The following is a 26,493-nucleotide window of genomic DNA, read 5'->3' as shown; positions in this document are numbered from 1 at the left end:
TGGAGTGGCACCGATGCCGCTCCCGGCCGGGCCAGTCGTGCTGAAGAGAGGCCTGTGAGGCTCCCGTTGGATTCCAGGAGCCTTTTTCACGTGTAGATCATGAGGGTGAGGAGGGCTGTGGTGACTGACGACAGCCTGTTCGGGCTGATGCGGGTGTGGCGGAGGATTCGCCACTGTTTGATTCGTGCGATGGTGCGTTCGACTGGGGCGCGCAGTGTCGCGTGGACCTTGTTCGATGCCTTGTGCTTGCTGCAGAGGTCACTGTTCGGCCTGCGCGTGATTGGCGTGATGACGGTGCCGCCGGCTCCGGTGTAGCCCTTGTCGGCGAGGACCTCCAGGTCCAGCTGGGCGCAGGTGGTCACGATGTGGTGCTCCCGTGCGGCCTTCACGTCATGGCTTCCGCCGGGCAGGGCTGGGGAGATCCACAGCAGCGTTCCTTCGTCCGCCGTGACGGCCTGCAGGTTCACGCCTTCGCGGCGGACCTTGCCGGAGTAGTGGCCCTCAGCTTGTACCCGGTCGGTCTCGGCGACGGTGCCGTCGAGCAGGACGTATCCGTCGCCGGGGTGGCCGGCGAGCGCCTCCGTCAACGACGGTGCGAACTTGCCGAGCAACTCGATCGTGTCGTTCACGTAGCGCCAGGCCGTGGCCACGCCGGTCCGGAAGCCGGCCGCGATCTGTTCGAGGGTGTCGTGCTTGCGCAGGTAGACCAGTGCGCACCGGGCCCGGTCGTACGGTCCGGGCTTGCACGGCCGGTCTCCCTCGACCGCGACGAGAACCATCGTCACCATTTGAGGAGTTCCAACTCCACTTCACACGCGGCAGGATAGGCGAACACCGGGGCATCTCCGCTGGTCAGGCTTGTTTGTGGTGACCCGCCCAACCGCGGATATGCCCCGCGTGTTCCTCCCGCGTCAACAGCGAACCACGCCACACCCGCCGGAGCTACAGATGAGAAAGGCTCCAGAGGCCGCAGGTGAAGCCGGCTTGGTGGGAGCGAATTGTTGAGGGAAGGGGTGCTGCTGGCCTCTCCGCGGGCGGGTTATGCACGGCAGCAACTGGGCAGACCGCAGTTCGGCAGACTGGCCAGACTGACGGACGGGTGAAATGTCTCGCTGGGTCCGTATTGCCCGCCGAGGTAGCTGCGGCGGCATGCGTGTGACGGACCTTCGCCTCGGCTGGTAAGGAGCTGCGCCGGGGCGCTTCCGGAGCGGCGGGCGCTCGGATCGGTGTCGTGCTGCCCTCGACGGCCTGAGGCAGGGGCCGCTTCGGCAAGCTTCACAACGCAGTGACGAGCGCTAAAAGTCCTGGGTAGTTGCTACTCAAGTAGGACTTGATGGGCTTCTGTGACGTCGGCATATACGCAAGGGTGAGCGGTCGTTCGATATTCCGTTCTCTCATCGCATGCAGGGACGTACATGAACCACGAGCCCCAGGAACCCATACGCCGGCACAGCCGGCGAAGCCTGGCCTATGCCGCAGCCTCAGCAGGTCTGGCCACTGCACTGGCCGGCGCTGGCATCGGGCCTGCCTTCTCCACCAACGCCACCGGCGCTCCTGTGGATTCCACCCCGCTTAAGATCGTGTCCGAGAAGCTGGGCGCGGCAGATGCCGATCTGCTGGCAGAAGCAGAGGCGGACGGAGCCAAGACCGTCACTTTGATGATCGCGACGGCGCCTGGGGCAACCAACAAGGTTGCCGAGCAGCTCAACGCGGTCAAGGGCGGATCCGTGGGCCGCGTCTACGACAGGATCGGCTATGTGCGCGCCACTCTGCCGACCAGTCAGGCCAAGGCGGCCATCGATGCTGCCGTGAAGCTGCCGTCTGTGCACGGTATTGATCTGAAGCACGAGATCGAGCTGGATGACCCCACACCAGCCGGAGACCATGCCAAGGATGCGCTCACTGCCAGGACGGCTAGCCTCTCCCCGGCTCCGAACAGCAACACTTCTGCCAAGAACCCGTACAACCCGTCGTTCGAGACGGGCGCGGTGGAGTTTGTCAGGAACTATCCGCAGTACGACGGCCGCGGAGTGACCATCGGCATCCTCGACTCCGGTGTCGACCTGGGTCACCCGGCCCTGAGGACGACAACTACCGGGGAACGCAAGGTTGTCGACTGGGTTACCGCCACTGACCCGATCACGGACAACGACGGCACCTGGCGCCCGCAGACCACCTCTGTGACCGGGCCCGTCTTCAACGCATCCGGCAGCAGCTGGAATGCGCCCGCCGGGAACTACCGGTTCAGCCGATTCACCGAGTCGATCACCGCTAACGGCGACATGAAGGGGGACGTCAACCGGGACGGTGACACCACCGATGTCTTCGGTCTGCTCTACGACCCGGCGACGGGCACCGTCCGTGTCGACACCGACCAGGACAACGACTTCACCGACAGCACGCCGATGAAGCCGTACAAGGACGCCTTCCAGATCGGCTACTTCGGCACCGACAACCCCGCCACCCAGGTCGCCGAACGAATCCCATTCGTCATCGAGATCCGCAAGGACGTACCGATGGACCCGCTCGGCGGCGACTGGGTCGGCAGAACTGCCGACTTCGTCAACGTCGGCATCATCGAGTCCGAGCACGGCACCCACGTGGCCGGCATCACCGCCGCCCGCAGCCTGTTCGGCGGCAGGATGAACGGTGCCGCCCCGGGTGCCAAGCTGGTCTCTTCCCGCGCCTGCACCTGGAGCGGTGGCTGCACCAACGTTGCTCTGACCGAAGGCATGGCCGACCTCGTCATTAATCGCGGGGTCGATATCGTCAACATGTCCATCGGCGGCCTGCCCGCTCTCAACGACGGCAACAACGCCCGCGCGGAGCTGTACACCCGGCTCATCGACGAGTACGGCGTCCAGCTGGTCATCTCGGCGGGCAACGAGGGACCGGGTACCAACACCATCGGCGACCCCGGTCTTGCCGACAAGGTGATCTCCGTCGGCGCAGCGATCTCCAAGGAAACCTGGGCGTCCAACTACGGCTCCGCCGTACAGAAGAACTACGCCATGTTCCCCTTCTCCTCCCGCGGCCCGCGTGAGGACGGAGGCTTTGCCCCGACCCTCTCGGCTCCTGGTGCCGCAGTCAACACCATCCAGACGTGGCTACCCGGTGCACCTGTCAAGGAAGCCGGCTACGAGCTTCCCGCCGGCTACGGGATGCTCCAGGGAACCTCGATGGCCTCGCCGCAGGCTGCAGGCGCAGCGGCGCTGCTGCTGTCCGCTGCCAAGCAGCGTCACATGGAACTGACGCCCGCGGAACTGCGCACGGCTCTCACCAGCACTGCGAAGAACATCGAGAACGTACAGGCTCATGAGCAGGGCGCCGGACTGATCAACATCACCGGCGCGTGGTCGGCGATCGAGGACGGGGCCACAGCACATGAGTACACCGTCAGAGCTCCGGTCGACACGGCCATTGACGAGTTCCTCAAGTCTCCGGGTGCTGGCACCGGGATCTACGACCGCGAGGGCGGCCTGAAGATCCAGGAGAAGCGGACCTACACGGTTACGGTCACCCGCACCACCGGGCCGAGCACGCCCGTACGCCACGATCTGCGATGGAAGTACAACGACGGAACGTTCTTCCGGCCGGTGCCCGCGTCCGTGGAGCTTCCGCTGAACACGCCGGTCACCGTTAAGGTCGACGCCCGTGCGGCCACGGCGGGCATACACAGCGCCATCCTCGAACTGGATGACCCCGCCACGCCTGGCGTGGACAGGCAGATCCTCTCCACTGTTGTCGTATCCCGAGTGCTGGCGAAGCCGGCCCACGGGGTCTCGATCGCCAGCACGGTGCAGCGCAACAGCCACAAGTCCTACTTCGTGACCGTACCTGAGGGCGCCAAGACGCTTGAAGTGGCTCTCAGCGGACTGAAGGACGAAAGCCAGACCCGCTTCATCTCTGTGCACCCCTACGGTGTCGCCGTAGAGGACAGCTCCTCCATCTTCTGCTACCCGAACTACAGCCACCCGGACAACACCTGCCGTCCCGATGTGCGCTCGTACAGCAACCCGCAGCCCGGTGTCTGGGAGATCGAGGTTGAGTCCCGCCGTACCTCGCCGTGGCTGGACAACCCCTTCCGGCTCGACATCACGCTTCTCGGCACGGCATTCGACCCTGAGGTGAAGACTCTTCCGCAGGTTCGGCTCGGTGCCCCGACGAGCGTCAACTGGGATGTCAGGAACAATTTCGCCGGTCTTGAGGGCAAGCTGAAGGGCGGACCACTCGGCTCAGCCAAGGTCAGCCGGCCCGAGATCGATGACCAGGACGTCACGGAGACCACCGTTAACCTCCCGAGCGGTGTAGACAGATTCGACGTTGCCATTGGCGGGGTTTCGGACACCGCGGCCGACCTCGACCTGGAGGTGTGGCGGGGTACTGAGCTCATCGACTGGTCCGCGGACGGAGACTCGGATGAGACAGTCACCCTCGACCAGCCCACCGCTGGCACTTACACCATCAGGGTGATCGGCTACTCGGTGCCTGCGGGCTCGACTGCCTACGACTACAAGGACGTCTACTTCGCGCCCTCGCTCGGGTCCGTGAACGTCGACGAGGCGCAGACCATTCGGCTCGCCAATAACGGCACGTCGCAGGTCGCAGCCGACGTCGTGGTCGCATCCCCTGCGCCGGCCGGCCGCCGGTTCTTCGGCGAAGTGCAGCTGGTCAATGCGCGCGGCACCGCAGCCGGCACGGGCAGCGTCGTGATCGAGAACGTCATGCCGTAGCCGCATCCGGCACCGATGGGTGGGCATCCAGCAACAAGGATGCCCACCCATCGGCTTGCATCCGGCTGCGCGCCGCAGACGAGAGAAGCCGGACGGGCCGCCACTGCGGTGGCCTCACCGCCCTGCAGCCATGGGACTCGGGAATGGTTGCAGGGACAGGGGCAGCGGCCGGTTGCCGCGCGCGTCCTATCCGGGAAGCAGGCCGAGCTGGGTAAGGAAGACGACGTTGTCCCAGTACAGGCGCTGGTTCGAAATCCTTCCCCCGGAACACTCCAGAATTTCCACGAAGGTGAACTTGAACGGCCGGTCGGTAGCGGGGATGGTGCCGTCCGGGCTGTTCAGCGGTCCGGTATGGGTGCCTGAGTACATGCCTTCGATGAGGACTGTCCCGCCGTCTTCGTAGGTGCGCAGTGCCTCGATGCGGGCATCGGGTGCGGCGGTGTGGAATGCCTCCTGAAAGCCGCGGACTGCCTCGGCACCGTTGAGCTGGCCGTTCGGAGTAGTTGTCTCGACGTCCGGGGCGTAGTGGGCCATTACAGCGTCGATGTCTCCGGCGTTGATGGCGGCGTAGTGATCCGAAGCGAGTTCGTGGAGCTGGCTCATGGATTCTTCCCCTCTTGTGCTGTCAGGTGTGCGAGCCACGGCTGGGCGGACTGTGCTTGTGAGGAGGCGCGGGATCCGTTCAGCGATGTACGGCCGCAGGGTGCGCAGTGCCCTGAGCATCGCGTCCCGGAACGAATCGATATGCCTGTCGGTCATGGGGGTGGACAGGGTGAACAGGCCGCGGCGCGAGAGGTGGATCCCGCTGTTCAGCAGCTCGAGGTGGACCAGTTCGGGAAGCTCGGCCAGGTCCCGCTGCGCCGCCTGGACATCACGGGCATTACGCAGGGGGATATTTCCCCAGTGCCAGTGTGCTTGTGAGCCGATCCCTGTGACCTGCATGGAGATGCCTGCCTCGCGTGCCGCTTCGGGGAGCTCGCGGATCAGGCGCTCGCCCAGGCCGTTGAGGCGGGCTACTTCAGCAGGTCCGAACATCTCAAGGGCTGCGATACCGACACGCAGAGCCAGTCCGTTGCCCACGAACGCTCCTGCATGGTAAAGCGGTTGCGGCAGAGAGGGGTCGAACTGCGACATGACTTCCCTGCTCCCGCCGAGCACTCCCAGAGGGATGCCACCCCCGATGATCTTGCAGACGGTGGTGAGATCCGGCTCGAGGCCGTACCGCTCCTGCAGGGGACCGAGCCGGAAGGTGGAGCATTCGTCGAGGATCATCAGCACACCGAAGTGGCGGGTGAGATCGCGCAGGCCGTGCAGGTAGTGGACATCGGCCGGAATGCAGCCAGCCGCTCCCATCATGGGTTCGACGATCACTGCGGCGATACGATCGGAGTGTGAAGCCAGTACCTGAGCTGCTTGTCCGAGATCGTTGTAGCGGACCAGGAACACTTCGTCGGCAGTGCTGGGAGGAACGCCGCGGGGTGCCTGGACCATGGGAAAGGTCTCGGGCACCTGGGCTTGCGGGCGGGCGGGTTCCGGCATACCCGCGAACATGTTGAGTGTGACGTCGTTATGGACGCCATGGTAACCGCCGTCGATTTTGACGATGGCGTTCTTACCAGTGAAGGCGCGCGCTGCCCGCAGTGCGAGCATCGTCGCCTCGGTACCGGAGTTGGTGTAGCGGACAAGGGCGACGGAGGGCACACGCTCGCACATGATCCGCGCATGGCGCAGCTGGAGGTCGACCGGAGTGCCGAGCGCGGTTCCCCTGGACAGCTGGTCTGAGGCCGCAGCGGTGAGCGTGGGATGGCTGTGTCCATGGACCATGGAGCCCATGTTGTTGATGAAATCGAGGTAGTCGTTGCCATCCACATCGGTGAGTGTGCAGCCACTGCCGTGGGACATGAACGTCGGATACGGCGTGAAGTGATTGATCGTCCGGGTGTCCCCTCCCGGAAGCCAGCGCTTGGCCTCCTCATGCATGAGGCGCGAACCCTGGGTCCTGGCCTGGTACTGCCGGCGGATTCGTTCGGCGACAGCCGATGCTTCGTTGATCACCATACTCGCCTCCCGTCGCGTGAGGGATACCGGATGACAGCAGGGAGTGCACCAGAGATGGATGGCGCAGGGGATGGTCAGACATAGCGGAGGTGGACATCTCCGTAGACGATGCTCTGGCAGGCGAGCCGCCAGTCAGGCCTTGCGTCCAGCACCTGCAGGGTCTTCGTCTCGCGGGCGGTGGGCGCGCGGAAGTTGGCGGACCCGGCGAGCACCTGGACCAGGCATGTTCCGCAGCGGCCGGCCCGGCAGCCGAACACGATAGGAAGGTTGTGTTCGGTGCTGACTGTCAGCAGCGCCGCACCGGGCGGGACCTGGACCTGATGTGCTTCTACCCGAATTGTAGCCATCTCAGCGCCTCTCTTCTTCGGTGTCCGCCAGTCCGACAGCTGCGGTGTCCCGTACCAGGGCTCCTGTTTCACTCATGAAGTCGTGGTAGTTGCGTTCGGCAGACACGAAGGACCGGCCGGTGGTCGTGGCGCCGCGCAGTGTCTGTCCGGCGGTATGCCGGTGAAGCGTGCGGTGGATGGTGTACATGTCGACGCACCGCTGGTACGCCTCGGCGAGCTCAGGAGACTGCCGCTGCTGTACCCACTGGCGCAGAGAGGGCGTGTGATCGTAGATGGAATGGAAGAAGTCCTTCCACCTGGTCGGTACGAAGCGGAGTCCGTTCTCCCGCGCTGTCGAGGCGCCCGGGTGGCTGTACTCAACCTGGAAGAGCGCATCCAGCATGAGCATGAAAGGCAGCTGATACCCCGAAGCCGCTCCGTTGAGTTCATCGTCGATCCAGCCGCCAGTGAGCTGGATCTTGCGGAACTCCGCCGGGTCCACCTTGGGAACCAGGTGCCGGACGCAGAAGTAGACGTTGCGCAGTGTGTCGTGCACGCACCGCAGGGCGAATGCTCCAAGGTCAGCGTCATCGGCAGCAGCGCACTCCAGGGCCAGGGCTCCCCAGCCGTACAGGGGTATGCCAAAAGACTCCACCGTGAAGAAAGCACGGTAGAAATCAAGTTCGGACTGATTGACGCCGTTGAGCCAGAAGTAGGGCCTGACCTGTTCCAGGTTGGTGAGGTCGCGGTAGGACACGCTGTCGCCGTCAGACAGGCTGTCGAGCCGCCATGCCCGCATGGTCATGATCAGCTGATTGAACCGTGGCAGGATCCCCGTCGACTCGGACAGGGCGGTGAGTAGGACGTCGAAACAGGTGGGCATTGAACTCGGCCCGCTGGCAGCCTCAAGGCCGGGACTGCCCTGCCGCCACATGTGGTTCAGATAAATCAGCGGCACCATCAGCAGTTCCTGCTCCGGCAGGGGCAGGGCAAGCGCTGACCTGATGAGCTCGACGAGCGTTCCGCTGCGGTGGGCAAGGGCCTTATTCTCAGAGCACAGCCACTTGCGGAACCCTCGTTCGTCTTCGTAGGAGTAGAGCGTGCTCGCGGCCTGGCACAGATCGGTCAAGCCTGACAGAGGCTCGGGGAAACGGTAGTCGGGACACGTTGGCGGCATGAAACCCGTCAGTGTCGACGCAAGATGGCCCACAGCGTTCAGAGGCCGCCGTCCGGCACAGCCGATGGGGTCTCCATAATCGAATTCCAGCCGGCTGCCTGGCAGGACGAGCAGCGGCACATCCCACAGTGGCACCCCGTAGACCGGCCGGCCGAGGGTCCGCTTGCGGATCGCTGGTGAGGAGAGGCCGACGGGGGAGAGGCTCGCAGACAGAGGCGTCGGCAGCGCCTGAAGCGTGCTTCGCCGCCGCGCCCAGCCCGCAGGCGGAATGCGGGTTGCTGGCGGGCAGAGCTGTTCGGTCATGGGGTTCACCACCGCGCTAGTGGATCACTGGAATACCTGTGTTTGTCCCATTTATCCGCATCCGATTCTCCGGAAGGGTGCGAGCGCTTGGCGTGAGTAGGTACTACTCAATTCGATTTCGGCCCGTCGCTCCGACGGCTCTGGGAGGCTCCTGGTTCAGCTCCTGCCGGGGCTCCGGCCGGTCTGCGGAGCGCTGTGGCGGCCGCCACAGCGTCCGGATCCTGATCCAGAGGGGATCGAGCCGGACATCGTGAGCGGGGTGGCCGGAAGCAGCAAGACGGTCAGTGCGATCTGGCCAGCGCGTGATCCGGTGTACTGCTGCCGGTCTCTGATCGGCTGACGCCGCCGGATGTGACAGCCACGCGGTGCCGGCCACCCGCTCGAGCGGGTGGCTGCCTCTGCTCCTCATGGCAGGGTGCGACGCGGCAGGTAGGTCCCGAGCACGTGTTCTTGCAGGACCGCTGACAGGCCCCGGCAGCGAGGCGCTGCCCGCCTCTGTAACCGGCTCGGTGCTCTGCCGGCCCCGGACGGCCAGATTGCCTCCCGCTCCCGCCTGCGCCTCCCTTGGCCCCGCCCGCTCACCATTCTTTGGTTACTGGCGCGCTCCTGCCTCCGCCTCTGCTCCCGCCAGGGGCCGGCGGCCCCTGCCCGTTCCTCTTGGCGAGGGCACCCGTCCCTGGCGGGGCGCAGGGAGAGCTCCCGCAGGGGAGCCTGTGTACGACAGAAGACTGCAGTGAGCACGAGGTGTGCACACCGGCCTGGGGGCATGTACCAGATCGTTCCGGCTAGCCGCCGAGCGCCTCATGAGCGTTCCGGATTCGGATGTCCCATGCAGCGCGTCTGATGCGGAGCGCTTCCGCATGCTGCTCGATCTGCCGCTTCTGATAGGCCGTCTCCACCGCTAGCCAAATTCCTGCAAGGTTCGTCTTCTGCTTGCACAGCACGTCAGCCTTCGCTGTCGAGATCTCCACGTCAGTGATCGTCTTCTGCTGCCATCGGCGATCATTATTCGACTCAACTGGGGAGGAGTACTTGAAGCCAGCTTCCTTCATACATGCACTCCACCGCCTGAATACGGCCTGAACGCGGGCGTCCTCCTCGCTCCTGTGCCAGGAGTCACCAGTCAGATCGTGTATCACGACGTCCGAGTCCCGCTTGACTCCCTTCTCGATTACCGGGAAGGCAGCAGCTCCGCATCCCTTCGCCTCGTTAGGGTCCTGCTTCTGGTCATCAGGGTCGTGGCCAAGCCATTCCCTGAGCGCAGATTTCGACTCAAGACCCGTAATCGGTGTCTTCTTGGGCTTCTGCATCATTCTTTCAGGCCGGTATCCGTATCGTTCGGCCTCATCCATTCGCAAAATAAAGTAGCGCCGTCCGTATACAGATTCTTCGCTCTCCGGTGTGCGCCGAGGAAGCGTGACCTTGAAGCCCTTCTTCCGCATGCACTCACTTCCCACGAGGTCGTATATCTGCTCCAGGGTGCTGCGCTCTTCAGGGGTTACATCATATGAGTCAAGAGGCAGCACAACATCACTCCCTGACCTGACTTCCTTGATCTCTCCGAGCGGCGGCAGTGACTCGACAGAGCCGGAAGAACTGCATGCCATGACAAGGCAGAGGGGCGGAATCAGGACCACAAGGTTTCTGAGGTTCAACGAAATATCCTTCGGCGTTTCCGATGTCCAACCTGCAGTGCGCCAGAACGGGTTTGCAGATTAGTGCGGCTGGCTGTGGTCTGCGGTTGCTGTCGAGGTGATCCTGGCCCTGTGGGCAGCCCGGCATGTGACCCAGAGTGAGTGAGTGAGGGCAGGTGCAGTGTCGCAAGTGACCTCACTGCGCATACAGAGTAATTGTTGCTTAGCGGCTATATGCGGCTCGGATGCGGACAGGGGGGGCAGCTGAAGAATATTACGGCTGCGCATCGCGCTAATTTGTTCTTAATGGAAGACGGCCTGCATCGCGCAATGCAGGCAGGATGGGTGCACGGTGGGCGACAGGTTGCCAGTAGCCGATATGGGCGATTTGTTAATTTGAGTACTGAATACCCAATGCAGACGATGAGCAGGATGCTTCAATGGGTTGAAGTGATACCTGCGATCCGCAGTGAATATTGTTCAGTCAGCCTGCCCTGTCCCGCTGTCGTCGCCACGAGTGGGAGTGCCAGCAACGCTCCAGGCCGTCGCCAGGCGCAGATGTCTCCGGGGATCCGTGCTATGAGACGGCGAGAGCTCCAGCCGCCCATCGTTCGCTACCGTCTCCAGAACTGCCACTCTGTGGTCACTCTGGGGCCAACGAGCGATGCGGAATCTCTCTAGGCCGCCAAGCATTTGGTGGCTGACGGATACGAGTCCGAGGCCTCCTGCTTCGCCCCGGACAGATCTGGATCCGCATCTGGGGCGTGGATATCTCGCGATGACGCGAAGAAGGGGGGCGATCTGCCAGTGGGAGAGTGCATGCTTGATCAGTCGACGGGGCGGACTGACGTACCGGTCGCCCCGGAACACGGCGATGACATGGACAGCAGGAAGGGCAAGCAGTCATTGCTGACCGCACGGCGGCGCTGGGTTGCCGCTGTCGCTCTCGGCGGCGCACTGCTGGCCGCCGGAGGGGTAGGAGCCTCGCTCTTCGTGAAGTCCCCTGCTCAGGCCGCGCTTGAGAGCGCACCCCCGCCCCCTGGTGTCATGACAGTGCCCGTCGAGCACCGAGTCCTCACGGACTCGGTGATTCTGCGCGGTACCGTGACGGCCGGCCAGTCCGTCCCGGTGTCTCCTGGAGCCTCGGGCGAGAGCGGACGGGCTGTGATCACGCGGCTGCCCGTCCATACCGGCGGAGAAGTTCTGCCGGGGCAGGTCGTGCTCGAAGTCTCCGGCAGACCTGTCTTCGTGCTGCAGGGGACCCTTCCCTCCTACCGAGACATCCGGCCCGGAACTGCTGGCGAGGACGTGAAGCAGCTTCAGCAGGCTCTTACTCACCTCGGCCACCGGGTGAGGGCGGATCAACCGGGAACCTTCGGAGCGGGCACCAAAGCAGCTCTGAGTTCCTTCTACACCGCGATCGGCTACACACCGCTGCCGGCCAGCCCAGAAAGCGCCGCCCAGATCCAGGCTTCGGAAGACGCCGTTGTCGCCGCCCAACGGGCCTTTGAGGATGCGAAGGCCGCCCCTGGAGACCCGGGAACCCAGAAGAATGTAAGCCGCGCTGCGGAAGACCTCGCAAGGGCACGGAAGGATCTAGCCACGCGACAAGGCCAGGCCGGCCCTATGCTGCCAGCCGCGGAAGTTGTCTATCTGAAGGGCTTTCCCGCCCGCGTGTCACAGATCTCCGCCTCCGTAGGAAGCACGAGCACAGGCACGGCGCTCACGCTCGCCTCCGGCGAGCTGGTCATCCATGGCTATCTGCAGAACCACCAAAAGGATCTCGTCAGGGCGGGTCAAAAAGCACGCATCCTGGCAGAGAGCACCGGCGACGAGGCTGACGCCAAGGTAGTCTCTATCGGAAGCGTCCCGACCGCGGATGAGAGCGGCCAGTCCGGGCACGAGGGAGCAGAGGAAGCCTCAAAGGGGCAGCCTGGCGGCTACCTCATCGTGGTGCGTCCCAAGCGGGCCCTGCAAAGTTCGCTCGCCGGCCAGGACGTGCGGATCACGGTCGAAGCGGGCTCGACGGTCAACAAGTCCCTTGTCGTGCCGATATCGGCTGTCTCGACTAGGGCCGACGGAACAACTGCCGTCACCGTCTTGACTGATACCGGTGCCCAGCGTCGTGTGGTGGTAAGGACCAGCACATCCGGTGACGGCTTCATAGCCGTCACCCCTTCAGCAGGCACGACGTTGCGAGAGGGCGAGCAAGTGATCGTCGGAGCCGATACCGTCGGTGAACAGGGGGGACGGAAGTGACGCCCAGACCACCTGTCATCGAATTCCGCAGCGTGGGACTGACCTATGGCGGACCATCACCCGTCATGGCACTGAGCGAGTGCGATCTGACGATTTCGCAGGGTGAATTCATCACCGTCGTCGGTCCTTCAGGATCAGGAAAGTCAACTTTCCTCAACGTTGCGGGCCTCCTCGACCGTCCCACGCATGGAACGTACTACCTCGACGGAATGAACACCACGACCCTGAAGGAAGCCGACCGTACGGCCCTGCGTGGGCAGCGCATTGGCTTCGTATTCCAGTCGTTCCACCTCATGCCTCACCGTACTGCCGAGGAAAACGTGGCACTCGGAATGATGTACAGCGCTGTACCTCGCACCCACCGGGCCCAACGCGCCCGCGATGCACTCACGAGAGTCGGACTCGGCCACCGCATGGGGGCGCCGTCATCCCACCTCTCGGGAGGAGAGCGCCAACGCGTCGCAGTGGCACGAGCTGTGGCCTCAGTCCCTTCCCTTCTGCTGTGCGACGAACCGACCGGAAACCTCGACTCAACTAGCGCCAATGCCGTCCTGACCTTGCTGGACGAACTGCATGCGGATGGCATGACCATTGTCGTCATCACTCACGATCAGGCAGTTGCTGAACGGGGACAGCGCACTGTCTCGATCCACGACGGCGCCCTGCGTGAGGGGGTGGCTGCATGAAACCCCCACCACCAGCCCCGGCCATCCGGCCATCGCGCATCACGCCCCGTGATCTCCTCGCCGAAGCACTCTCCGGCATGCTGCAGCGCCCCGCGCGAGCCATTCTCACGGCGCTGGGCACCGTTCTGGGCGTCGGCACGTTCGTCGCGATTCTCGGGCTGACCGCGACCGCCTCCTCTCAGATCGACACACGATTCTCTGTGCTCACAGCAACTGAGGTCACGGTCGAAGACGTCGGCAAGGAGGTCGATCAGTTCGCCACCCCTGCCTTCCCACACGACGCAGACGAACGAGTAGCACGGCTGGCCGGCGTCCGCGATGCAGGAGTCTTCTGGGCGGTGAGAACCGACACCGGACCTGAAGTAAGTGCCTCACCGGCCGTAACTCCCACCGATGGAGAGAAGAGCAACGTAGTAGCAGCCTCACCAGGAGTGCTGCGTGCGGCTGTTCCCCATCTCGCACAAGGCCGGATCTATGACAACTTCCACGAGCAGCGTGCCGAACCGGTCGCCGTCATCGGATCATCAGTGGCGGCCAGACTCGGAATCACGAATCTCCGCGCGCAGCCTGCCGTCTTCGTGGATGGCGAACCCTTCACCGTTATCGGCATCGTCGACGACATCGAACGCAAGGCAGACCTGCTCCTGTCCGTAATCGTCCCGAGGGCAACTGCAGCCAAAATCTGGGGTCCCCCCCGCGACACCCCTGCCAGCATGCTCATCTCCACCGAGGTCGGCGCCGCGACACAGGTAGCCGATCAAGCTCCCCTGGCACTGCGCCCCGACCACCCGGAGTACCTCAAAGCCGTACCACCCCCCAACCCCCAGAAGCTACGGAACAGCGTGAGCGCCGATCTCAGCCAATTGTTCCTCCTCCTCGCCACGATCTGCCTGGTCATCGGCGCTGTAGGCATCGCCAACACCACGCTGGTCGCAGTCCTGGAACGGACCGCGGAGATCGGCCTGCGCCGAGCGCTGGGAGCCCGGGCCCACCACATCGTTGCCCAGTTCCTTGCAGAGTCCGGAGCCCTAGGAGCGCTCGGCGGCATCGTGGGAACAAGCCTGGGAACACTCACGGTGGTGACGGTCGCGATAGTGAAGGAGTGGACACCAGTACTTCACCCCCTGACCGTGGCAGCAGCACCTGGGATCGGTCTACTCACCGGCTTGGTCGCTGGCCTGTACCCCGCGCTGCGCGCGTCGCGCATCCAACCAGTAGACGCGCTACGCCGCTGAATTGAACGGCAGAGTAGACCTCGAGAGCACTTTCTCTTCAGGACATGCGTCTGCCCGCGACCAACCTGCACGCCCGCCCGTACCGTGCGGCATAGACCAGCACACAGCGCCAACGCACCATCCACATCCGCCATTGCAGGGTGACATACCTCGCTGCGGCCCGGATACTGGAGACGTGGAATTCCTCGCCTTCATGACCCTTCCGGGACTGGCTATCGTGCTCACCGTGCTGGCCTTCGCCGACCAGCTGCTGCTGCGCGCAGGGCGGGCAGGAGCCCTGCCGTGGCGGAACAGCGCCCGGCAGGGCCAGATATCCGCGACGGGATTCGAACTGCTGCATGCGAGTTTTCCCCAGGCAAGCAGCATGAACTGAAAGAGCGGCAGTCGGCACTGGTCATCCCGGACAACGAAGACGCCGGGGCTCCGCCGAACAGGACGACGGTGGACCTGGACGCAGGAATCGCAGTGGTACGGATTCCGGGCCAGGAAGGTAAGAGCGCCGCCCACCCCATGTCGTCAGAGCAACGGCCTGACGCGCCCTGAGCCGAGGGACTTCATCGGACCGAACCTGCCGATCGGCATCTACGGGCCGCATAGTGGCACGCCCAGAAAGGCGTGCCATCTCATCGACCTGCAGGTCCATGAGATGGCACCCGCATGCGGTGCGTCCGGTCGCACTATGGGTAGGTTGTCCCCGGCGACGCGGCCGGCGGTGTGAGAGTGGAGCCAAGCCGCCAGCGATGGCGAAATCCCCTCCGCCAGGGCCCGCCAGAGCTTCACGCAGGCCCTGTCCGCAGGCCGCGAGCCGGACGTCTCATTGAGGTACCGCCGTGCGGTCGTCACGAAGACACCGAAACTGCTGTGGGTTGCGGAAACGTCTCACTCCTCCGTTAGACGCGCAAGCGCCACAAGGGCATGCCCGAAGTAGCCAGACCTGCACCAGTACGAGTTCAGCGAGCCTCTGCCAGGAACTTCAGCCGGGCAATCCGCTCCAGCAGCCGTGCTCGGCGAGAACGAGGAAACCCTGCCGTTCGCAGGTTCTGATGATCAGGTGTGTATGGGCTGAAGTCAGGCCGTAGGCGCGGCCGGCAGCCGGCAAGATCCACTGCATGCGGTGGAACCGTTAACAGCCTGGACGTTGGCTGCCTGCTGACGGCGTTCGGCCGAGTAGTCCTCGAGGTTCTCACCGCCGCGGTCAGAATCAGTGGAGTCCCGTCCAGCACCACGAAGCCTGGGGCGCGGTCGGCGAGCAGACCAGCGGCGCCTGCGACGCAGCCACATCAGCGTACGCTGGTGCAGCCGAGGACCGGATCATGATACGCGGCGACCGAAACCACCTCGCCCAACGGCACGGGAGCCCGGCACGATCTGGGAACCGCTGCGGGATCCCTGTCCACGCTGACAAGGCGTACGCCGGTACCGACGGCACGTTCCGGGTTCCGTTCAAGCGCCACCCCACTTCCTGCCCACCAGGCAAGCGGCCGTCGGCTGAGTCCGCCCGGCCTTCGGGTCCCGCTCCAGCGGGCTTCTGAAACATCTGATCGCGGCATTTGGGCTCTGGGATGTTCTTGTGGGAGCAGGCCGTGGTGGTTCCTTGCAGCGGGTGGCGTCATCTGATCATCGGCACTCCGGCTGGCCTGACCGTCCCGTCGCCCGTCCTTGGTGCGCGGCACCGCCGGCGGCAAGCAGGAACTGGCCGACCCAGCGGCGGCCTATATCGGCCTCGCCAAGGCAGGGGCCGACGGCAGCTACCAGACCACTGTCATCCAGCACGGCGGGGTGGCCTCTGGATCGGTGCCGAAGCGGCACAGTGACCACTTGAAGAGCGATTTCAGCCGGTGCCGAAGCGATGGGCGATCGCGAGGACCTATGGCTGGCTGATGCGATGGGAAATGGCCAATAGAATGAGCCGCGAACCGTCCGGGAATCCGCACGGTCCTGGCGAATCGAAGGGGACATATCCGGCTCACAAGCGAATGGAATTTGACCGGATGGCTTCTTGGCCTGGCTCAGGACCTGGCGGATCCTCCGTATGCCTGCATCAGCTTCAGCCGACATATACCAGATCATCAAGGCCGATATCGCCCTGGAAAGTCAACGCTGAAGATCCTTAATGATGGCTGCAGTACGATGCGGGTTCCCTGATCCGGACTGCGCTGCGGCGATTACAAGTCGCATCGCAGTCCGGGGGACAGAGGGCGAGCGCATATGGCTGCTGTGCCAGATGCCGGATAGGGTTACGGAACCCAGATGTTGTCGTGGGACGAGAAGGCATTGTCCGCCCAGCCCAGGGTGGAATAGGCAGGGCATTGACCAGCCAGGCAGCCGGTGCCAGCTGCACGGTGAGTGAGCGGATCACCACCCTGCCAAGCGGACTCATATGCCTTCACGACCCAGTGCACGTGCTTGTTGACACTGCTGCTTGCATTGTTGTTGACAGCCGTACCAGCGCCGAAGAAGTTGTCTCCCAAGTAGGTGTTCTCAGAGAGAGCGGCACTGTAGTCGTAGACACCTCCTGAATAGTTGGCATTCTTGTAGAGGCAGAAGTCACTGCTGCCGCAAACTCCGTCGGCGGCGCTGCTCACCGTTGCGCTGCCTAGGGTGAGAGCAAGCACAGAAAGGGTTATCGAGGCAATTCTTTTGAACATGTCCTGTATCTCTTCTTCTCGTTGCTGACTGTGGTGCATGGGCGTCGAGTGAAGCGGTACGTCCCGCGCGCGGAGGCCCTGTGCATGAGGCGGGAGGAACGACCGAGTACTCGGGCCGCACATTCGTGCTCTCGACGTGATGCAGAAGGGAATAGTGGGACCCGAGTCCGGGCCGGGTGCCATGAACTGGGGCGGTCGCAGTGGGCTGATACTGCTCGTAGCGCCGCAGGACTCGCCCTGAATATGCAGCAATGAGAGCGTCCGTCCGCCGACGAGGTGCCTAGCAGACTTTGAACGGTGTCCTATCGCCAACTTCGAGGGAGCTCTTTAGACACACCGCTTCTAGGCGGGCCGGAGCGACGGGAGGATGGCGCAGGTCCAGGGCCATCCCCCCGTCACTTCGCAACAGTTCTTACAGGTAGAGGTGCGAGCTGAAGTGGTTGTTGAATGTCCCTAGGCTGGAGTACTGGTTGCAGAGACCTCCGCCGCAGATGGCCGCGGAGGTCTGGTGGTAGACACTCGCCCCGGAATAGTTTGTGTAGACGTATGCGCGAACCGGATGGAAAACCGACTTGTTACGGCTGCTGCCGGCGTCGTCGTTTACTGAGTCGCCCGTGTTGACGAAGTAAGGGGCCCCGGCAGGCATGTACGCACTCAGGTCGTCGTCGAAGTCTGCGATTCCGCCAGAGTAATTAGTTCCCTTATACAGGCAGAACTCTCCAGTCTGGCAGGTTCCGTTGAGCGGGGTGGCTGCGTTACTGACGCCAGCCGCACCTGCGATGATGGACAGTGCAGCCACCGCAGTCGTGATAGCGCGCTTGAACATAAGTATCCTTCCCGAGGCTCTCACTGCTGAGAGGATAAGCCGGTTTTAAGTGGTTGACAGTTGTAGGTAAAAGCGTCCTGGCCCGCTTTGGTCTGGGTGCGGCCAGGATCTAGTAGACAACCAATGGCATCTTTCAGCCCGAGTACCGGCTACTCGACTTAATGTGCTGCTTTATGCTCAACAGGACGACAGCGGTGAGATGCACGTCGCCTGGAGGCCTTGATTCGCAGTGTGCTGAGTATGCTGCCACTACGGCCAGGCAGCAGAAGCCTTCATGTGAAAGGCTGCCGGAGCTGGTCCCGACACGGATGCTCTGCCCGCTCGGCAGAAAGTCCTTTTGAGTAGGTATGCTGGTCATTGCCTGGCTCGTCGAAGCCCCCTTGCGCTTATGGCGTTCCTCCCTGCCTTCGGGGAGCCGCTTCCGCCACCGACGCACCATGGCGGTGGTCCTGACGCCGGCTCCCCGCAGTGAGGTCAGGACCAAGGAAGAGAGCGATCCTCCAGCAAGCCCTGGATCTGGGCTTCAGGGCCGCTCGCGGACCGTGGAGTCCAGAGACGGGATCACGATGTCGAGAGCGGCTGTCGGGGCGACGACGACGGTCGCTCGCCGGGGGGTGTCGATCAGCCGGGCGCCCTTGTACGGGGTGGGCCGGATCCTCGATAAGTCTCTGCAGCGCCTTCCTGTCGCAGGGACGCCAAGGCCGTAGCACTCAAGGCGCCAGGGTACGGAGGGCGGTCCAGCAGCGGCCCAGCAACCGTTCGAGGCTGAGCAGACCTCGTATCGGGTGGAGATGAGATTGGTCGCGGAAGAGGTCCTGGGCGGACTGGGTTGAGCGGTGAGCTCGGCTCCGGTCTCGTCGGCGAACTCAAGCGAGCGCAGGGGGCAGGGCACCAGCACGCCGAAGGCGGCCCGCAGCCTGGGATGGATTTGCCAACGGTTTTCTCCCCGGCCGGTGTGAGCCCGGGGCCGTGTTGGGGGACCCTTGCCGACGCCCACTCCGAGGAAGACCGGTTGGTTCGTCAGCTCGGCGACCAGGTTGAGCCGGAACAATCCAGCAGGCGTGGAATGCAGGTGGGACTGGGAGCGGGCCATCAGCCAGGCCTTGATGGCCAGGGTCTTGTGGGTGGCGTAGTTGTCCAGCCACCAGGTGGACCTCGAGACCGGACGTGATGAGGAACTTCCTGAACTTCTCGGCCCGGTGACGCCGGTGAAGGGAGCCGATGACCTCGCCTGCGGCGACGTCCAGGGCAGTGAACCGAGTGATGGTGCCGACGCGGACGTGGTCGTGCGTGGCGCGCCGGGCATCATCGGCAGCACTGGCTGAGAACGGTCCAGGACCTGGATCAGCGACTTTTCGTCTAGACAGAAGACCAGAGCCCGCTCAGGCGGGTCCAGATAGAGGCCGACGACGAAGAACGGATCCGTCGACAGCTGGAGAGCCTGTGAGCGGTGTGGCGGCAGGCCGAAACCGCCAGACCCGGGACACAGTCGACTGCGCCAGGCCCAGTCTTCTCGCCAGCGGCCGTGTCGACCAGTGCGTCGCGTTCCTCGGCGCGGATTGCAGTGTCCCGGTGACCAGTGCGTCGGTGACCGACAGTTGGGCCGCCCGAGCGGGGCATGCGCCCAGACCGGTGATTCGGGGCTTGACACAACGGGCCTGCCACCGGCCCACCGCATGTGCAGTCGAACTGAACCGAGCCGGGCCGCCACGGCCTTGTTCGAAGCCCCCTTCGGCACAGGCGAGGATGATCCGACTGAGCAAAGCCCACACCTGCGGTGTGGAACGACGCCGCACCCACCCCTCGAGAACTCCGGTCGAACGCACCACGGCACGGCTGTCCCGCCAGACCTTCTGCAGATCCCGAATGACTGTCATCGGCAGCAGCCCTCATCCAGGAGAGCGGCACTGAAGGCGACGCTTAGCGTGTCCGATTTACCCTTGGCGGCACGGAAACCGAGTGGTCGAGTCTCGTTCACCGCCACGCATAACGGCTAGCACTTCAAACGGTCATCAGCGGTGAACGCAGCGTCCGGATGGGCAGCGCGGGAATCGCGGGCGGATTTACATGACCGTGGGGTTATGAGGCCAGGAAGTTCACTTTGACCTGTGAAAGAGCCGTAGGAGGGCAAGGTCACCCAGTGGTGGTGGTCGAGTCCTGTAACGAGCTGACGCTCCGTACGAACGCGACTGAGTCCGCTGAGCAGGATTTGCTCAGGTGAAACGAGACGGCGCTCTGCACAGTGGCGAGAGACCGGGGCGGCACATCGGTGCGGGGTGGTGCCAGGGGACTTCGATTGAAGAAGACCCCTTAAGCCTTGAGCTTCGCACTGTCTCGAGGTAGTGGTCCGGGGCGTCGTAGGGGCCTTCCGGTGGAGGCGTGCGGGATGGTCTTGGTCGGGTCCGGAGAAGCGAGGTGTCGGCATGATGACGATGAGAGACTTCTGGCGCATTGTGAGCGCCTCGGCGGGAGTGGAAGGCTTGCCGGATACGATGGATCGGGTTGCCGACCGGCCGTTCGTGGAGTTGGGATTTGACTCCCTGACCCTGATTGAGGCTGCGGAACGCCTTGAGAGCGAGGGCGGGGTGAAGGTTGATCTTCGCCGGCTGGAAGGGTTGCGTACGCCGAGGGCTTTGTACATGTTCGTCTGTGAACGGGATGGGTCGCCGGTGGTGAGTAGACCCAGACACCGTCGTGGCGAGCTGGGGTCTGCAGGGTGGCGTCCGTCATTGAGCGGAGCAGCAGAGTAGCTGCTGGATTCCTGAAGCTCTTGGGCTACTGCAACGGAAGAGAAGAATGCCTGCCACCGGCGGTGCAGTGTACCGATGGCGGACAGCAAGCCTCTTCTGCCCGTCCGTCTGCCGACGGGCAGCCGAGTCGGGTGTCGGGAAGCCCCACGGACGGGCAGACTGAAGAGGATCACTCACATTGCGTACTCGGTGAGCTTTCGCTGGTTAGCTGCCTTGAATGACTGTTACGCCCCAGCTGTAACATCAGCAACGCCTTTCACGGCACGAATGCCCCAAGCGATCTGTGAGAGCAGGGAGTCGTCTTCCTGCGGCGGGTGATGGAGTGTGACGATGCCGTCCATCACGGTCACGTCCCATTCCGCGGGCGTCGGGGTTCGGGAGAGAACACTCTCGCGAACTATGCTGGCGAGCTCGGCGTCGGACCGGAAGTACTCTCTGGGAATGTCAGTACGATGGACCAGACCTTCCAGCATGCCGATGGCGTCAATGACCGGAAGGGAGCTGACCTGGTCCTGGATCATCAGCCGCGCGGATTGGGTGATTGGTGAGTGCGGCCGGACAGTGTGGGCAGGCGCAGACATGAGATCCTTCGCCAAGGGCTCCTCACCCCCCACTAGCTCGTGACGCGCCTGTCGTGGCGGTATAAGCGCTTCTCGGCGGGAATCCCGGGCTAGATCGGCTGCGGTTACGACGCCGATGACGCGTCCCTCCCCTTCGACAACAGGAATCACGTCGAGCTCCCAGTCGCGCATAACCTCAGCGATCTGCGCACAGGAGGCACCGGGGCCGATGGCGATGGCCGTGCTGGACATGACATCGCTGACGGCGTGAGGGGAGGCTGCCATAGCGCTCTCCTTCGAGTCGGTCGGTGGACGCCTTCCAGCGTGACACGTACCACCGGCCGTGGCGGAATTCAGCGGGCCCGAGCAGGGCTGGACGACTGCTGGAACTGCTCAGCCGTGCGTTGCACCTCTGGGAACTGCTACAGACTTCCGTGAGGTCCAGCACCGAGTGAGCGCGGGGGCCGGTAGAGCAAGGGTCTCCTCCCTGTCGGCCAGCGCTGTCCCCGTGTTGTGGACGGAGAAGGACCTGGACCGATGCTCCCGTGCGGCCCTCGCGGCTGCTCGAGGGCCGGCCGCCCTTGGCGGCGTGCGGGATGGGAACGTAGGCCCCCAGGCCTTGCCTGTCGGCAGTGGCCGCTCGGGATCCGGGGGCACGGTGTGATTGTCGATCGCCGCGGCACGTGCGCCGCAGGTTGAGTGAACCTTGCCGTCCACGCTGCTGGGCCTTCCCCGGTTCTTGATCTACGCATTCAGGGGTACTGACGACAGATCCTGGCTCGACTGGCTGCCGGCCTTGGCACGGATCATGCTGTCTCGCCGCATTGCGACGAGCGCAGAGCTGCATGCGGAGGGGATGCGGCCGACAGCGCCTCGCACGAGTGTGCTGGTTGTGGTGGAGGGGTCCAGACGCAGCTCAAACCGGGCAGTGAGCGTACTCAACGCAAGGATGGCTTCGGTGAGAGCGAAGTCGTCACCGATGCACCTTGGGGTACCGCCCCCGAAGGGGACGCAAGAACCACGTGGCGGCGCGGGACGGTCTGGGAGCCAGCGGTCAGGGTCGAAGGTGCGCGGGTCGGGAAAGGCATCAGAGCGGAGATGAAGAATGTAGGGGCTGAGGAACAGGTCAGTTTGGGCTGGTATGTGGATCCCGCCGAGTTCGGTCTCGGCGGTGGTCCTGCGAGTTGTCAGCAGTGCCGGCGAATGTATGCGCGTCGTTTCAGTCAGAATGCGGCGCGTGAGTTCCAGCTGCGGGATGTCGTTCCAAGTCGCGGGCCGTCCGTCGAGCACGGCGTCGACTTCGTTATGGAGCTGACTGAGGATCTTCGGATGTGAGGCGAGGAGATGCAACCCCACGTCAGGAGAGATGCCGTGGTCTCAGTTCCGGCAGCGAAGACGGTGAATATCTGGTCGCAGATCTCGTCTGCGTCTGGAAGTCAGTGTCCTGAGGTATGGATTCCTCGCTCACTTTCCGTAGTTGCGGGTTCGGCGGTGGTACCAACTCAATGCCTGAATGAAATCATTGTGAGAGAATTCTGGCCAGGGGGTAGGGGTGAAGTAAAACTCGGAATAGGCTGTCTGCCAAGGCATGAATCCAGAGAGCCGCTGTTCTCCTGAAGTTCGGATGACCAAATCAGGGTCAGACTGGCCGGCGGTGTCAAGGTATCTGCCGATTTCGTCAGGATGTACGTCGCTGAAGAGGTCACCTGCTGCCTGGCGTGCTGTGATGAGGTTCTTCACAGCACGAGCTATTTCGTCCCTGCCTCCATAAGCGGCAGCGATGTTGACTACCTTGCCAGTCAGATGGTCAGTCTGGTGAGCAGTGTGGAGAAGGTCCTTTGTGGCTTGTTCTGGTAGCCGGTCCAGACAGCCTATGAGGCGAACCCTCCATCTTTGCGTCTCGGCGATCTTCGCGGTTGTTCCCACGATCACAGAGAGGAGATCTGTCAGTTCACTCTCAGGGCGGTTAAGGTTCTCGGTGGAAAGCGGCCACAGCGTAACCACCTCGATCTCGGCAACGTTTTCGCACCAGGTGAGCAGCTCCATAACGCGCTTCCCCCCGTTCCGGTAGCCAGCCGAAGACGGAAGACCTCGAGATTTTGCCCACCGCCGGTTCCCGTCAACGATTACGGCCAGATGACGGAGAGTGAGCGACTTCTTTTCAGCGGGGACGTACATGGCCGCTGCTCTCGGAACTCAACTTCATGGGATGCCCCCAGAGGTTGGTCTTGGATGGGGTAAAGCCGCCAGAGCGGCACCAACGTGGGACAGAGGGGCTCGCGTGTTCTTCGAGAGCTCCCGGACTACATGCTCCATGACTCTCGGCAATCCCGGTGGAAACCACCGTGCTGTGTGTCAGGTCGGAGGTGCCTACGAGGGCACCGACTTATGCTGAGTGGGTGTTCCGACCCCCACCCAGGTGTTTCTGCTGGCGCGAAGGGCCACTCATGGCAACCACCCCTCAGGCTCATCCATCCCGTGTCTCGCTGGCGGGACTCGACGGCTTGGAGACAGTACGGTCGCTGCCGCCGCAAGAGCTACCAGCCCTTGCGGACCGGATCCGTTCCTTCTTAGTGGCACAGGTATGCCAGACGGGCGGTCATCTCGGCCCTAATCTTGGCGTGGTGGAGCTGACGATTGCATTGCACAGGGTCTTCACTTCACCGCATGACGCGCTGGTGTTCGATACGGGACATCAGGCCTATGTGCACAAGATCCTGACGGGACGTCACGACGAGTTTGGCTCTCTCCGTCAGCTCGGAGGACTCTCCGGATATCCCTCACGCGCAGAGTCAGTACATGACTGGGTAGATAATTCTCACGCGTCAACGGCACTCTCATACGCAGATGGGCTGGCCAAAGCCCGCCGCCTCTCCAAGGAGCGGGACCGGGAAGTTGTTGCAGTCATTGGAGATGGGGCGCTGACAGGCGGGATGGCCTGGGAGGCGCTGAACAACCTCGGAGGTGCCGGAGACCGCCCGGTGATCGTGGTACTCAACGACAATGGCCGCTCATACGCGCCCACCACAGGTGCTGTGGCCGGACATCTGGCAGAGCTCAAGCTGCATCCTGAAGGCACGCAGAATCTGTTTGAGGCACTGGGGTTCTCGTACGTGGGCCCCATCGACGGTCACAACATCGCCGAAGTCGAAGGCGCTCTGCGAACGGCACGGGCCCTGCGCTGCCCAGCACTGGTGCACGTCGTGACTGTCAAGGGCAAAGGCTATCCACCAGCGGAGTCAGATGAGGCGGACTGTCTGCACGCCGTGGGCGTCATCGACCCCGGCACAGGCAAGGCGATGCGTCCCGCTGCCTCGCCTGCGGTCTCCTGGACGAGTGTCTTTGCGCATGAGCTGATGGAGCTGGCGGAGCAGCGAGATGATCTGGTGGCTGTGACCGCCGCCATGACGCGGCCTACCGGGCTGCACTTGATGGCTGAGAAGTTCCCGGACCGGGTCTTCGATGTGGGAATCGCCGAACAGCATGCCGTCACCTCAGCAGCCGGCCTGGCAATGGGCGGCTACCACCCGGTCGTAGCCATCTATGCAACATTCCTCAATCGAGCCTTCGACCAGGTCCTGATGGATGTGGCACTGCATCGGCTCCCCGTAACCTTCGTGCTGGATCGCGCCGGAATCACAGGCCCGGACGGACCTTCCCACCACGGAATGTGGGATCTCAGCCTGCTGACAGCAGTGCCAGGCATGCAGATTGCCCTGCCTCGGGACGCCGACCATCTCCGGAGGCTGCTCCGGGAAGCCGTAGCCGTCTCCGGAGGGCCGACAATGCTGCGCTTCCCCAGGGGAGCGACAGGCCCGTCTATCCCAGCCGTGGCCCGGATGGACGGAATCGACATCCTGCATCTCAGCCGCCGAAGTCCAGATGTGCTGCTCATCTCTGCTGGCCCCCTCGCCGAGTCTGCGCTCAAGGCGGCCACGCTCTTGGAAGAACACGGCCTGGGTGTCACCGTCGCAGACGCCGACTGGGTTCATCCCGTCAGCGAGGCCCTGACCTCAATGGCCGCCCGCCATCGTGTGGTTGTCACCGTCGAGGACGGGGTCCGCACTGGAGGAATCGGCAGTGCCATTGCCCAGGCGGTCCAGGATGCCGCCATCGCAACACCCGTGACCACACTGGGCCTGCCACGTGACTTCATCGCACAGGGCAACCGGGCGGCGGTTCTATCCGGAGTCGGGCTTGATGGCCCGGGCATTGCACACGCCATACTCCGGAGCACTTCGTGCCCTGCCAGTCTCGCGAAGCCCTCCCGCATCAAGGATCTGAGATGACCTCTCTAGGTGTCTCCCGCACCCGCCGCCCGCTCATCGCGCAGCCGACGAAGGCCCTCGGTAGCGTGATTGGCCACCTCGTTGCCGCACCTTTTCCCCTCGAGCTACAGCCTTGCGAACCGCGATGCAGCTTCCGCAGAGTAGCCTCCGGCCACTCCTGTGCTACGCCTGCGTGCAGTTGAACACGAAGGGCCCTGCTGATGACCGCGATTTCTCTCGGTATCCCGACCGTCCCGACCCGGCTCGCCGAGCGGCGCAAGAGCCGCCAGATCCAGGTCGGCAGCGTGGCCGTCGGCGGTGACGCACCCGTCTCCGTGCAGTCGATGACCACGACCCGCACCTCCGACATCGGCGCCACGCTGCAGCAGATCGCCGAGCTGACGGCCTCCGGCTGCCAGATCGTGCGCGTGGCCTGCCCCACCCAGGACGACGCCGACGCCCTCGCGGTCATCGCGCGGAAGTCGCAGATCCCGGTGATCGCCGACATCCACTTCCAGCCGAAGTACGTCTTCGCCGCGATCGACGCCGGCTGCGCGGCCGTCCGCGTCAACCCCGGCAACATCAAGCAGTTCGACGACAAGGTCAAGGAGATCGCCAAGGCGGCCTCCGACGCCCGCACGCCGATCCGCATCGGCGTCAACGCCGGCTCGCTCGACGCGCGCCTGCTCAAGAAGTACGGCAGGGCCACCCCCGAGGCGCTCGTCGAGTCCGCCCTCTGGGAGGCCTCCCTCTTCGAGGAGCACGGCTTCCGCGACATCAAGATCTCGGTCAAGCACAACGACCCGGTGATCATGGTCGAGGCCTACCGTCAGCTCGCCGCCCAGTGCGACTACCCGCTGCACCTCGGCGTCACCGAGGCGGGCCCGGCCTTCCAGGGCACCATCAAGTCCGCCGTCGCCTTCGGCGCGCTGCTGTCCCAGGGCATCGGCGACACCATCCGCGTCTCCCTCTCCGCGCCGCCGGCCGAGGAGATCAAGGTCGGCATGCAGATCCTGGAGTCGCTGAACCT

17 protein-coding genes and 2 pseudogenes are annotated in these 26,493 nt (G+C 63.8%); 9 read left to right on the top strand and 10 right to left on the bottom strand.

The annotated features are described in order from the left end of the window. Positions 1-86: 86 nt before the first annotated feature. Positions 87-835: pseudogene (locus ACFQ79_RS30315) on the bottom strand (transposase family protein). Positions 836-1,415: 580 nt separating this feature from the next. Here ACFQ79_RS30315 and ACFQ79_RS30310 point away from each other — a divergent pair. After that, positions 1,416-4,733: a S8 family serine peptidase gene (locus tag ACFQ79_RS30310; protein WP_383589432.1), complete on the top strand. Its 3,318-nt coding sequence runs from the start codon at positions 1,416-1,418 to the stop codon at positions 4,731-4,733. Positions 4,734-4,919: 186 nt separating this feature from the next. On the opposite strand, the gene ACFQ79_RS30305 is transcribed toward ACFQ79_RS30310, so the two are convergent. The 4 genes from ACFQ79_RS30305 to ACFQ79_RS30290 form a co-directional block, all read right to left on the bottom strand. Then, entirely contained in the window at positions 4,920-6,791 is a 1,872-nt protein-coding gene (locus ACFQ79_RS30305; protein ID WP_383589430.1) for an aminotransferase class III-fold pyridoxal phosphate-dependent enzyme, read from the bottom strand. A gap of 74 nt (positions 6,792-6,865) precedes the next feature. Then, on the bottom strand, positions 6,866-7,138 hold the full coding sequence (locus tag ACFQ79_RS30300) for a 2Fe-2S iron-sulfur cluster-binding protein (RefSeq protein ID WP_383589428.1): 273 nt from the start codon (positions 7,136-7,138) through the stop codon (positions 6,866-6,868). Between the two features lies 1 nt (position 7,139). Next, positions 7,140-8,597 (bottom strand): hypothetical protein, encoded by a 1,458-nt coding sequence (locus ACFQ79_RS30295; RefSeq protein ID WP_383589427.1) that lies wholly within the window; start codon positions 8,595-8,597, stop codon positions 7,140-7,142. Positions 8,598-9,382: 785 nt separating this feature from the next. Next, positions 9,383-10,252 carry a hypothetical protein gene (locus ACFQ79_RS30290; RefSeq protein WP_383589425.1) on the bottom strand — a complete coding sequence of 290 codons (870 nt, stop codon included), beginning with the start codon at positions 10,250-10,252 and terminating at the stop codon, positions 9,383-9,385. A gap of 798 nt (positions 10,253-11,050) precedes the next feature. Here ACFQ79_RS30290 and ACFQ79_RS30285 point away from each other — a divergent pair. The 4 genes and pseudogenes from ACFQ79_RS30285 (at position 11,051) to ACFQ79_RS30270 (ending at position 14,954) form a co-directional block, all read left to right on the top strand. Then, positions 11,051-12,490, top strand: coding sequence for a peptidoglycan-binding protein (locus tag ACFQ79_RS30285; protein WP_383589423.1), 1,440 nt, complete (start codon positions 11,051-11,053; stop codon positions 12,488-12,490). Continuing rightward, positions 12,487-13,176 carry an ABC transporter ATP-binding protein gene (locus tag ACFQ79_RS30280; RefSeq protein WP_383589421.1) on the top strand — a complete coding sequence of 230 codons (690 nt, stop codon included), beginning with the start codon at positions 12,487-12,489 and terminating at the stop codon, positions 13,174-13,176. The genes ACFQ79_RS30285 and ACFQ79_RS30280 overlap by 4 nt, the downstream gene beginning before the upstream one ends. Then, entirely contained in the window at positions 13,173-14,411 is a 1,239-nt protein-coding gene (locus ACFQ79_RS30275) for an ABC transporter permease (protein ID WP_383589420.1), read from the top strand. Before ACFQ79_RS30280 ends, ACFQ79_RS30275 begins: the two co-directional genes overlap by 4 nt. 175 nt (positions 14,412-14,586) lie before the next feature. After that, a pseudogene (locus tag ACFQ79_RS30270) lies at positions 14,587-14,954 on the top strand (DUF6191 domain-containing protein). A gap of 1,694 nt (positions 14,955-16,648) precedes the next feature. Here the strand turns inward: ACFQ79_RS30270 and ACFQ79_RS30265 are convergent. Then, the gene (locus tag ACFQ79_RS30265) at positions 16,649-17,098 is read right to left on the bottom strand and encodes a peptidase inhibitor family I36 protein (protein ID WP_383589418.1); all 450 of its coding nucleotides are present in this window, start codon (positions 17,096-17,098) and stop codon (positions 16,649-16,651) included. 373 nt (positions 17,099-17,471) lie between these two features. Beyond that, the gene (locus tag ACFQ79_RS30260) at positions 17,472-17,885 is read right to left on the bottom strand and encodes a peptidase inhibitor family I36 protein (protein ID WP_383589416.1); all 414 of its coding nucleotides are present in this window, start codon (positions 17,883-17,885) and stop codon (positions 17,472-17,474) included. Between the two features lie 1,148 nt (positions 17,886-19,033). Between ACFQ79_RS30260 and ACFQ79_RS30255 the strand changes: the two genes are divergently transcribed. Both ACFQ79_RS30255 and ACFQ79_RS30250 read left to right on the top strand, forming a co-directional pair. After that, complete coding sequence (locus ACFQ79_RS30255; protein ID WP_383589415.1) at positions 19,034-19,210, top strand: hypothetical protein; 177 nt, start codon at positions 19,034-19,036, stop codon at positions 19,208-19,210. Positions 19,211-20,308: 1,098 nt separating this feature from the next. Continuing rightward, on the top strand, positions 20,309-20,635 hold the full coding sequence (locus ACFQ79_RS30250) for an acyl carrier protein (protein ID WP_383589413.1): 327 nt from the start codon (positions 20,309-20,311) through the stop codon (positions 20,633-20,635). Positions 20,636-20,859: 224 nt separating this feature from the next. On the opposite strand, the gene ACFQ79_RS30245 is transcribed toward ACFQ79_RS30250, so the two are convergent. The 3 genes from ACFQ79_RS30245 to uppS all read right to left on the bottom strand — a co-directional run bounded on the left by ACFQ79_RS30245 (position 20,860) and on the right by uppS (position 23,373). Further along, on the bottom strand, positions 20,860-21,480 hold the full coding sequence (locus ACFQ79_RS30245; RefSeq protein ID WP_383589411.1) for an HPP family protein: 621 nt from the start codon (positions 21,478-21,480) through the stop codon (positions 20,860-20,862). A gap of 459 nt (positions 21,481-21,939) precedes the next feature. Next, positions 21,940-22,551 carry a cytochrome P450 gene (locus ACFQ79_RS30240; RefSeq protein WP_383589409.1) on the bottom strand — a complete coding sequence of 204 codons (612 nt, stop codon included), beginning with the start codon at positions 22,549-22,551 and terminating at the stop codon, positions 21,940-21,942. Between the two features lie 108 nt (positions 22,552-22,659). Next, a complete protein-coding gene (uppS, locus tag ACFQ79_RS30235) occupies positions 22,660-23,373 on the bottom strand; it encodes a polyprenyl diphosphate synthase (protein ID WP_383589408.1) in 714 nt (237 codons plus the stop codon). Between the two features lie 269 nt (positions 23,374-23,642). Here uppS and ACFQ79_RS30230 point away from each other — a divergent pair, with 269 nt between their 5' ends. Together ACFQ79_RS30230 and ispG are read left to right on the top strand one after the other, a co-directional pair. Next, complete coding sequence (locus tag ACFQ79_RS30230) at positions 23,643-25,484, top strand: 1-deoxy-D-xylulose-5-phosphate synthase (RefSeq protein ID WP_383589406.1); 1,842 nt, start codon at positions 23,643-23,645, stop codon at positions 25,482-25,484. A 200-nt stretch (positions 25,485-25,684) separates the two neighbouring features. Next, positions 25,685-26,493 (top strand): flavodoxin-dependent (E)-4-hydroxy-3-methylbut-2-enyl-diphosphate synthase (ispG, locus tag ACFQ79_RS30225; RefSeq protein WP_383589404.1); only part of this gene is annotated, 809 nt, incomplete at its 3' end.

It is taken from the genome of Streptomyces sp. NPDC056480 (assembly GCF_042795405.1).
Classification (GTDB): domain Bacteria; phylum Actinomycetota; class Actinomycetes; order Streptomycetales; family Streptomycetaceae; genus Streptomyces.
This window is presented reverse-complemented; position numbering and strand designations above follow the sequence as displayed.

Coding starts and splice junctions, on each gene's coding strand:
- ACFQ79_RS30310 (WP_383589432.1), top strand. CDS start 1,416: ATGAACCACGAGCCCCAGGAACCCATACGCCGGCACAGCCGGCGAAGC.
- ACFQ79_RS30265 (WP_383589418.1), bottom strand. CDS start 17,098: ATGCACCACAGTCAGCAACGAGAAGAAGAGATACAGGACATGTTCAAA.
- ACFQ79_RS30275 (WP_383589420.1), top strand. CDS start 13,173: ATGAAACCCCCACCACCAGCCCCGGCCATCCGGCCATCGCGCATCACG.
- ACFQ79_RS30230 (WP_383589406.1), top strand. CDS start 23,643: ATGGCAACCACCCCTCAGGCTCATCCATCCCGTGTCTCGCTGGCGGGA.
- ACFQ79_RS30295 (WP_383589427.1), bottom strand. CDS start 8,597: ATGACCGAACAGCTCTGCCCGCCAGCAACCCGCATTCCGCCTGCGGGC.
- ACFQ79_RS30285 (WP_383589423.1), top strand. CDS start 11,051: ATGCTTGATCAGTCGACGGGGCGGACTGACGTACCGGTCGCCCCGGAA.
- uppS (WP_383589408.1), bottom strand. CDS start 23,373: ATGTACGTCCCCGCTGAAAAGAAGTCGCTCACTCTCCGTCATCTGGCC.
- ACFQ79_RS30305 (WP_383589430.1), bottom strand. CDS start 6,791: ATGGTGATCAACGAAGCATCGGCTGTCGCCGAACGAATCCGCCGGCAG.
- ACFQ79_RS30300 (WP_383589428.1), bottom strand. CDS start 7,138: ATGGCTACAATTCGGGTAGAAGCACATCAGGTCCAGGTCCCGCCCGGT.
- ACFQ79_RS30250 (WP_383589413.1), top strand. CDS start 20,309: ATGATGACGATGAGAGACTTCTGGCGCATTGTGAGCGCCTCGGCGGGA.
- ACFQ79_RS30245 (WP_383589411.1), bottom strand. CDS start 21,480: ATGGCAGCCTCCCCTCACGCCGTCAGCGATGTCATGTCCAGCACGGCC.
- ACFQ79_RS30260 (WP_383589416.1), bottom strand. CDS start 17,885: ATGTTCAAGCGCGCTATCACGACTGCGGTGGCTGCACTGTCCATCATC.